The sequence below is a fragment of the Pseudomonas sp. R62 genome (genome assembly GCF_000257605.1).
In the GTDB taxonomy this organism is placed as follows: Bacteria; Pseudomonadota; Gammaproteobacteria; order Pseudomonadales; family Pseudomonadaceae; genus Aquipseudomonas; species Aquipseudomonas atacamensis.
On record NZ_JH635998.1, the window covers coordinates 1,910,853 to 1,919,665 of the forward strand.

5 protein-coding genes and 2 pseudogenes are annotated in these 8,813 nt (G+C 61.4%); 2 read left to right on the forward strand and 5 right to left on the reverse strand.

Annotated elements, in window-relative coordinates:
- Nucleotides 1–501: pseudogene (locus OQK_RS30405) on the reverse strand (RHS repeat domain-containing protein); the annotation flags it as partial.
- 457 nt (nt 502–958) lie between these two features.
- Between OQK_RS30405 and OQK_RS09705 the strand changes: the two are divergent.
- Nucleotides 959–1,315, forward strand: coding sequence for a DUF6124 family protein (locus tag OQK_RS09705; RefSeq protein ID WP_016772210.1), 357 nt, complete (start codon nt 959–961; stop codon nt 1,313–1,315).
- A gap of 105 nt (nt 1,316–1,420) precedes the next feature.
- Entirely contained in the window at nt 1,421–2,047 is a 627-nt protein-coding gene (locus OQK_RS09710) for a class I SAM-dependent methyltransferase (protein ID WP_016772211.1), read from the forward strand.
- 1 nt (nt 2,048) lies between these two features.
- On the opposite strand, the gene OQK_RS09715 is transcribed toward OQK_RS09710, so the two are convergent.
- From OQK_RS09715 to OQK_RS09730, 4 genes and pseudogenes are all read right to left on the reverse strand, one after another.
- On the reverse strand, nt 2,049–4,301 hold the full coding sequence (locus OQK_RS09715) for a glycoside hydrolase (RefSeq protein ID WP_016772212.1): 2,253 nt from the start codon (nt 4,299–4,301) through the stop codon (nt 2,049–2,051).
- A gap of 89 nt (nt 4,302–4,390) precedes the next feature.
- Nucleotides 4,391–7,453, reverse strand: coding sequence for an efflux RND transporter permease subunit (locus OQK_RS09720; protein WP_016772213.1), 3,063 nt, complete (start codon nt 7,451–7,453; stop codon nt 4,391–4,393).
- On the reverse strand, nt 7,450–8,514 hold the full coding sequence (locus OQK_RS09725) for an efflux RND transporter periplasmic adaptor subunit (RefSeq protein ID WP_016772214.1): 1,065 nt from the start codon (nt 8,512–8,514) through the stop codon (nt 7,450–7,452). Before OQK_RS09725 ends, OQK_RS09720 begins: the two co-directional genes overlap by 4 nt.
- Nucleotides 8,511–8,813, reverse strand: a pseudogene (locus OQK_RS09730) (efflux RND transporter periplasmic adaptor subunit); the annotation flags it as partial. The pseudogene OQK_RS09730 and the gene OQK_RS09725, both read right to left, overlap by 4 nt.

Genomic DNA, 8,813 nt, shown 5'->3' on the forward strand with positions numbered 1-8,813 from the left:
TTGCCGATTGCCGGCCGGGTCGTCGTGGCGGATCGCTCGACCGCACTGGTTGTGCAGCGCACGATCATCGGTGGCTTTTCCATAGATCCAGCGCTCGACCACGCGAGGCTGCCCGTCGTGCGCCTGCTCGGTGAGGGCTAGCGGTCGCTGCAGATCATCGTATTGGCGATGACTCTGACTGCCCCGCGCATCCCAGCCGGAACACATCGAACCCGCTTCATTCAACAGCCGCACCTGCCAACCGGCGTCGACGCTGTCTGCGAGTAACGCTTGACCGCTCAACGCGTAGATCGTGGCCAGATTCGGCTTGGGCGCAACGCCGTACAAACGCGGATCCCAAGACGCTACCTGACGCCCCGCCTCATCAAAGATCTGCCGGGTAATGCGCGATTCGATGTCGGCTTTATCCGGGTGTCGGCAATAGGCAACGCTGCGAACCACCAGTGCGCGCGGGTCAATGACCGACAAGGTCGGAGTGGCGGTGTCATGGCGGGTATTCACGGCTACGCGAGTCCCTGATGTCTATACGCTGAGACTGAACCAGTTTTCTCCGTCCCGATACTGTAAGAACTACCAGTTGCATTCAGGTTTGCGCACCCATGCGGTCATTCAGACAGGCTGGCGCGGGGGCTGAATAAGCGCTAAGGTCGATGGCGGCAGGTGGCCATCAACCAGGCCCATGTGATCGCAGTATTTTGGGCAACGCCCTTCGCAAAAATCAGATGCTTCCTACACCACTTTTGTCGTTTCGCCAGCCCGAAGCACGCGGGTTTGCAGGACGATTCCTAGAATAATTTGCCCGCTTGTACCCGAAATATCCTGTAGCTAATCTCCGGTCGTCACTGTTTTGCGGTGACTGGATTCAGTTGTCCGGCCGGCAACTGATCCGCGTGCAGCCGCCGTCCTGCTCGTTTAGTCGCGAAATGGTTGGCTCCCACTTGAAGTCAGGAGTTTACCCATGGAAAAGAAACTTGCCGATCCGCCACTCAGCCTTACCTCAAGCAAGCGGTTCACCGAGGATTTGCTCAAGGATCGCTCTGCACTGTGCCGCGCCGTCGACTCACATCTGGCCGGCAATCAGGTCACGTTGGCTGGACAGAAACGCGTCTACAGCATCAGCGAAGATGTGACGCTGGAGGACGCCCAACTGTATGTTGCCGATCTGCTGCGCTGCGCTTCGGTGACCGTCCATCAATGCGGTGACCAGCTCGGGGGCGCGGATCGGGCCATGGTGTTCTCGGTCTGGCATCTGCTGGAAATGGCCAAGGCGATGATGGACCGCTCGATCGATTGTCTGGGAGCCAAGCAGCACTGAAGCCTGGCACCCATTGCCGCCTGCACTGGCCCCAGCGCAGGCGGCGTTTTTTTGCCGGTGAAAAAGCTTATAGTCCGCCCTCACACCGCCAATACAGCATCGATCATGAAGCAAACGCCCAGCGACCTCGAACAGATCACCGCCACTACCCTCGGTCACTACAACTCGGTGGCTGAGGATTTCCGCGAAGGCACGCGCGACCACGATGTCAGCCAGAACATCGAGGCCTTGCTGCGCCACATTCACGGTGAAGCACCCTTCTCGATTCTCGATTTCGGCTGCGGTCCGGGCCGGGATTTGCAAACCTTCACGCGCATGGGCCACGTCGCGATCGGCCTTGATGGCTCACAGGAATTCGCGCGCATGGCCCGCCAGGACAGCGGTTGCGAAGTCTGGCAGCAGGACTTTCTCAAGCTTGATCTGCCGGCCGAGCGCTTCGACGGCATCTTCGCCAATGCCGTGCTGTTTCATGTGCCGTTGCAGGTGTTGCCGCAAGTGCTACGGCAACTGCACGGCACCTTGAAACCGGGTGGCGCGCTGTTCAGTTCCAATCCGCGTGGCGACAACCAAGAGGGCTGGAACGGGCCGCGCTATGGCTCGTATCACGATCTCGAGGCCTGGCGCGGGTTGCTGACGGCGGCGGGTTTTGTCGAGCTGGAGCATTATTACCGGCCTGCGGGCTTGCCGCGCGAACAGCAGCCGTGGCTGGCGAGCGTGTGGCGCAAAGTCTGAATCAGGGCGCCGCTTGTACCTGATACTGGCTGTCGCTGCCGTCCGCTAACAGTGCAGTCATGCTGTGTCCCGGTAACGTCCGGCCCTGCCAGTTGCGTGGAGCGGCGTCGAAATTGGCCAGCAGTCGCGTGCCGTCGGCAAACGTCGTCTGCTGGACCAGGCGATCCTCGCTCAACCAGTCAAAAGCGGTCAGCGCTTGCGTCGCCAGACGTTCGTGCAGCGGACGAAAGAATCGATCCTGACGCACGATCAACGGCAAGCGCTGATCAAGGCTGGCCGCACTCAGGTGGTACAGCGGCGGTACGTTGTAGAGCAACTGCGTGAGCTCGTTTTCCACCCGCACGTCGCTCAGTTTCAGGTTATCGAACAACCAGTGATGACTGGTGATGACAGAGCCGTGGAACACCGCCTGATACAACGGTAAACGGCTGACGGGGGCGAAATGAACGCGTCGGTAGTCAGCCTTCAACCGGGTCGGTTTGAAGAACACCGCTGGCTGCTCCGGTGGGTACCATTGGCCGACGAAAAAGTCCGCTGTGTCCGGCTGATGCATGTCGCGATCGCCCCAACCGATCACTGGCGTCTGCATGCCATGTGCGAACAAGACCCCCTGAGCGGTGGCGGCATTGCCATCTTCGGAGCCGCTTGGCAGCTGCAACACTTCGCTGATCCAGCGCGATGCTCCGACGTTGCCCGCGGCATTCTGCGCCTGGGTCATCGGTGCGCCTGGACGATAACTGTCAAAGAGCATCCCAGCGGCATAGGCATCGAGAAACCAGCTGTTGAACCCGGCAACCTTCTGGATTGCATCGATGCGCCGCTCAAGCAACGGTCGCACACATCGCGGATCGGTATAGTGACCGGACTGCTGAAACCCGCTTTTCAGCGCACCGTTTTGCTCCACGATCGCGCACTCGGTATTGGCCCGATCGCCGAGGTGCGCGGTGGCCCAGTCCGGATTTTCGTCCTCGCGCAACGCAGTTTCGTAGGAGTCATAGGGGGCAATCAGATATCCCGCAGAGACGGCGGCGCGCACCGTCTCCGGGTGCCAGAGTCCACCTTCCCAGCCCTCGCCGAGCCCAAGCCATAAACGCGAAAGTCCTGCGCCCTGCAATCGTTCAATGGTTCGCCGCGACAAGGTGCGCCCCCAGCGCGCAGGATCAGGCGCCAACGTATCCTTCAGAACAACGGCCAGCTGCTCGCGCACCTCAGCGTACCCTTTGACCAGCGCCTGCATGTCCGGCACCGCACGCGCCTGCCAGGTTTTGCGCGCCTGAACGTTCAGCGCGCGATTGAGACTGCGCAGCATCACAGTCTGTGGATAGCGATTGAGTACGGTCTCGCTGGCGAGCAACCGCAGCGCTTCAGGATCCATCGCTGCCCGAAGTTCACTGACCAGCACACCCGAGCCGCGCAACCGGGCAATCAGCAGCGGCCAGTTGCGCACATCGTCGGGGCCGAGGAGATCGTTGCCCCACAGATAGACATGCGCGGCACCGATCAGCTTGGCGGCTTGCGGGGTCTTGATCAGCTTGTTCGCCAAGGTTTCATATTGATCGCTTTCAATGAGCCACTGCTTGTAGCGTTTGGCCCCGTCCAAGGGATCGAGAGTGCCGAGAAACAGGCTGAAGGTCAGCGGTTTTGAGGGTTCAAGCGATGTAAATCGATGCCGGGCCGACAGCCCCAGCGCATCGCCATTGGCCTTGAAGCGCAGTTGGTTGTTGTAAGGATTGGTCAGCAACCAGTGCAGGCTGAACTTCTCGTACTCCATCCCCCAAAGCGGCAGGCTCAGGTCCTGGGTGGTATCGAGCGCGCCCTGCGCGAGCAGGAACTTCTGCCACACCCGGTCACCGCGCGGCACGTAGCGCCCTTCGGCAAGCGGCCAGATCAGCGCCTGGCCCATTGCACTGGCGGGCTGATGAATAAACTCGATCTGCGAGGGCGAGCTAGCCGTAATCGAAAACGTCAGGTCACGCTGGTCCAGGTCAACACTGAGCAACCATCGCCCGTCGTCCCATTGCCATTCGATGCGATTGCCGCGCCTGACCATGTCGCTGACCTTGTGCCGCAGCATACCGGCCGAGGCCTGCACCGGCGCAGCGCCGGCGGCTTCAACGCGCACCGCCAGCGTCGCAGGATCGACCTGCACCCGCCAAAGATGGTTTTCCAGCAGCACTTCGGCCAGTACTGCCGGCGACAGGCTCAAGCCAGCGAGCAGCAACCATCCGCGTAACCAGCCGGAAACAGTCGACATGGCCCGTCCCTCTTCGAATGAAGAAGGGACGTTAGCGCAGTCAGCTCACCCTGTAAGTCAGACCTTTCCCAAAGATCGCAGGGGCTATCTCACTGCGCCGGCTTTTCATCCTTCTGCGGCTCGCGAATCTTGTACCAGGCGACATACAGCGCCGGCAGAAACAACAGCGTCAGCAGCGTCGCCACGACGATGCCACCAATCATTGCGTAAGCCATCGGCCCCCAGAACACTTCGCGGGCGATCGGGATCATGCCCATGCTCGCTGCCGCTGCGGTCAGCAGGATCGGCCGGCGTCGGTGTTCGGTGGCTTCCACGACTGCGTCCCATGGCGCATAGCCTTTCTGCTCGAACTCATCGATCTGCGTCACCAGAATCACCGAGTTGCGGATGATGATGCCGATCAGCGCGAGAATCCCGAGGATCGCCACGAAGCCCATCGGCGTGCCCGTCGGCACCAACGCCAGGACCACGCCGATCAACCCCAGCGGCGCAACACTGGCGACCAGGAACATCTTCTGCACGCTGTGCAATTGGATCATCAGGAACGTCGCCATGAGGAACAGCATCAGCGGCAGCACCTTGGCAATCGGCCCCTGGGCCTTGCCGCTTTCCTCGACCGTACCGCCGGTAGCGACTTTGTAGCCGACCGGCAGTTTCGAGGCAAAAGCATCGATCGACGGCTTGAGCAGTTTCACCAGATCGGTCGGCTGAATCTCGTCGCGCACCGAGGCCTTGATGGTGATGGTCGGCAAGCGGTCGCGACGCCAGACTAGCGGTTGTTCCAGTTCATAGCGCACGGTGGCGAACGCCAGCAGCGGAATCGAGGTGCCGCTCGGCGTGACGATCTGCAGGTTCTGCAGGGTTTCCGGCGTGCCGCGTTCGGAATCCACAGCGCGACCGACCACGTTGATCAGGTAGATATCGTCATTGACCTGGGTCAACGGCGAGCCACTGACAATGCTGTTCATCAGGTTGGCCACATCTTCTGAGGACAGCCCGAGTTGCCGCGCCTTGTCCTGGGCGATGTCGATGCGCAGGACTTTGCCCGGCTCGTTCCAGTCGTAGATGATCTCGCCGATGTGCGGGTTCTTGTCCAGTTCGGTGGCCAGGTCGATGGCGTGTTTGCGCACCTGATCGACATCTTTGCCGCTGACTCGATACTGAATCGGACGCCCCACCGGCGGGCCCATTTCCAGAGCCTGCACGTAGCTGCCGATGCCGACGAAGTCTTTGTGCAACCGTTCGCGCAGGCGCTGGCTGAGTGCCTCGCGGGCTTCGAAGTCCTTGCTGACGATCACCAGTTGCGCGTAGTACGGGTTCTGCAATTGCTGGTCCAGCGGCAGGTAGAAACGGATCGCGCCCTGACCGATGTAAGTGCTCCAGCGCACGATGTCCGGGTCGCCCTTGAGCGTCGCTTCGAGCTTGTCCACCGCTTTGCGGGTTTCATCGATGGAGGCGTTTTGCGGCAGGTTCAGGTCGACCAGAATTTCCGGACGATCCGAAGCGGGGAAGAACTGGTTCTGCACGAAACGCATGCAGAACACCGCCAGCACGAACAACAGCACGGTGACGCCGATCGCCCACCAACGATTTCGCATGGCCCACAACAGACCACCGTTGAAGGCGCGACCGACGCGACCCGGCTCGGCATCGTGGGCTTTCACCTTGTCGCTGAGGATGTGCACGCCGATCACTGGTGCGAAGAACACCGCGACCACCCACGAGACGATCATCGCCACCGCGATCACCGCGAACAGCGTGAACGTATATTCACCCGCCGAACTGGCGTTGAGGCCGATGGGCACAAAACCGGCGACAGTCACCAGCGTACCGGTGAGCATTGGGAACGCCGTCGAGGTGTAGGCGAACGTCGCCGCCTGCTCCTTGCTCTCGCCCATTTCCAGGCGCGTAACCATCATCTCCACGGTGATCATCGCATCGTCCACCAGCAGGCCGAGGGCGATGATCAGCGCGCCGAGGGAAATCCGCTGCATGGTGATTCCGCTGTATTCCATGAACACAAACACCATCGCCAGCACCAGCGGAATCGAGCAGGCCACCACCAGACCAGCGCGCACGCCGAGGCTGATGAAGCTCACCACCAGCACGATGATGACTGCTTCGAACAGCGCGCTGGTGAAACCGCCAACGGCCTCTTCCACCACCACCGCCTGGTCGGAAACGGTGTGCACGCCGACGCCCACCGGCAAGTCAGCGGTGAGCTGGTCGATGCGCTCGTGCAGCGCCTTTCCGAATTCCTGAACGTTGCCGCCCTTCTGCATGGCAATCGCCAGGCCGATCGCCGGTTTGCCGTCGAAGCGGAATTCTGGTGTCGCCGGGTCGACGTAGCCACGGCTGATCTCGGCGATGTCGGCCAGACGATAGAAGCGATCGTTGAGTTTGAGATTGACCTCGGCCAGATCCTTCTCCGACTCGAACTGGCCCGAGGTGCGCACGGAGATCCGCTCCGGCCCCGCCTCGATCACCCCGGCCGGAGTCACTGCGTTCTGCGATTGCAGGCTCTGCACCACTTGGCGCTGGTCGATACCCAGTGCGGCGAGTTTGCGCGTGGAGAAGTTCAGGTAGATCGTTTCGTCCTGCTGGCCGACCATTTCGATCTTGCCCAGCCCCGGCACGCTGCGTATTTCTGCGCGCGCCTGTTCCACGTAATCGCGCAACTGACGCATGGTCAGGCCATCGGCGGTGAAGGCGTAGACCGAGCCGTACACGTCACCGAACTCATCGTTGAACCCCGGCCCCTGAATGCCCTGGGGAAACTGGCCGCGAATATCGTCGATCTTCTTGCGCACCTGGTACCAGATTTGCGGAATGTCCTCAGCGCTGGTGGTGTCGCGCAGGTACACGTACACCGTCGACTCGCCGGGGCGGGTGTAGCTTTTCACGTAGTCGAGGGAATCGAGCTCTTCGAGTTTTTTCTCGATGCGGTCGGTGACCTGCTTGAGGGTTTCTTCCTGGGTCGCGCCCGGCCATTTGGTCTGGATCACCATGGTCTTGATGGTGAATGACGGGTCTTCTTCGCGGCCGAGATTGAAGTACGAGAACACCCCCATCAGCAGCCCGACGAACATCAGGTACCACACGAAAGACTGGTGCTTGAGGGCCCATTCGGAGAGGTTGAAAGAGCCTTTCATTGACTGTCCTCGTCAAGTTTTACCGATTGTCCGGGTTTGAGACTGTTGACGCCGGCGCTGACCACGCGCTCGCCATTCTGCACGCCACCGGCCAGCACCACGCTGTTGTCGCCACGGCTGACTACGCTGACGTCGCGCGGGTTGACGGTTTTGTTCTGCGTGTCGATCACCCAGATGCGGGTTTTGCCGTCGATTTCCTGCAACGCCGTCAGCGGCAGTTCGATGCGCGGCTTGATCGCCGAACTGAGGGTCACGCTGATCGCGGTGCCGAGGCGGAAACCGTCCGGCGTTTCCGACAGGGTCAGGCGTGCGCGGCGGGTGCGCGTGGCGCTTTGTGCCTGGGGCTCGATCTCGCGGATGATCGCCGTGGTGTTGATGCTCGGGTCGAGCTGCGCAGCCACCGAGAACACCACGTCGCTGGGCAACTGATCGACCAGGGTATCGGGCAGATCGATCACCGCTTCCTTGATGTCCGGTTGCGCCAGCGTCACCACTTGTTGCCCGGCAGTTACCACTTGCCCGGCTTCGGCGTTCCACGCGGTGACCACAGCTTTGTGATCGGAGCGCAGCTCGGTGTAGCTCAGTTGATCCTTGCTCTGGCTGACCGCCGCGCGTGCCTGATCAAGCGAGGCCTGAGTGGTTTTCAGATCGGTATTGGCGACGTCCAGTTGCGCCTGCGCACCGACGCCGCGATCGAACAGCGCTTGCTGACGGCGTGCATTGGCCTGCGCGTTGATCAGCTGCGCCTGGATCCGCGCCAGATCGCCCTGGGCCGAGCGCAACTGGTTCTGCTGATCGGACGGATCAAGGGTGGCGAGCAAGGTGCCCTTCTGCACCTCGGCGCCGACATCGACGTTGCGACTGGCGATGCGTCCACCGACGCGGAAACCGGTGTTGCTCTCGTAACGCGCCTGAATGCTGCCGGCAAAGCGCCCGAGGCTTTCTTCGTTCAGCGCTTTGACCGTGACCGACAGCACCGGACGTACCGGTTCCGGCGGGGTTTCCTTTTCCGAGCAGGCGCCCAGCAGCAACGCCATGCACAACAGGCCGAAGCGCTTCATGGCTGCGCTCCCGGTTGCAGATCCTTGTAGGTGTTTTCGGCAATCTCGACTTTCATGCCGGGGTGCAACAGTTGCCCGCCGGCGACAATGACTTTCTCGCCGCCCTTGAGGCCTTCGCTGATGATCACTTTGCCGGTCAGGTAGCGACCGACCGTGACCGCATGCAACTGCGCCTCGCCCTTGTCATCGACCAGCCATACCGCCGGGTCGCTGATGTTTTTCGTCAGCGCCGACCAGGGCAGTTCCACCGCCGATTTGCCGGTGCCCTTGGCGGTGGCACTGACCACCGAACCGAGCTG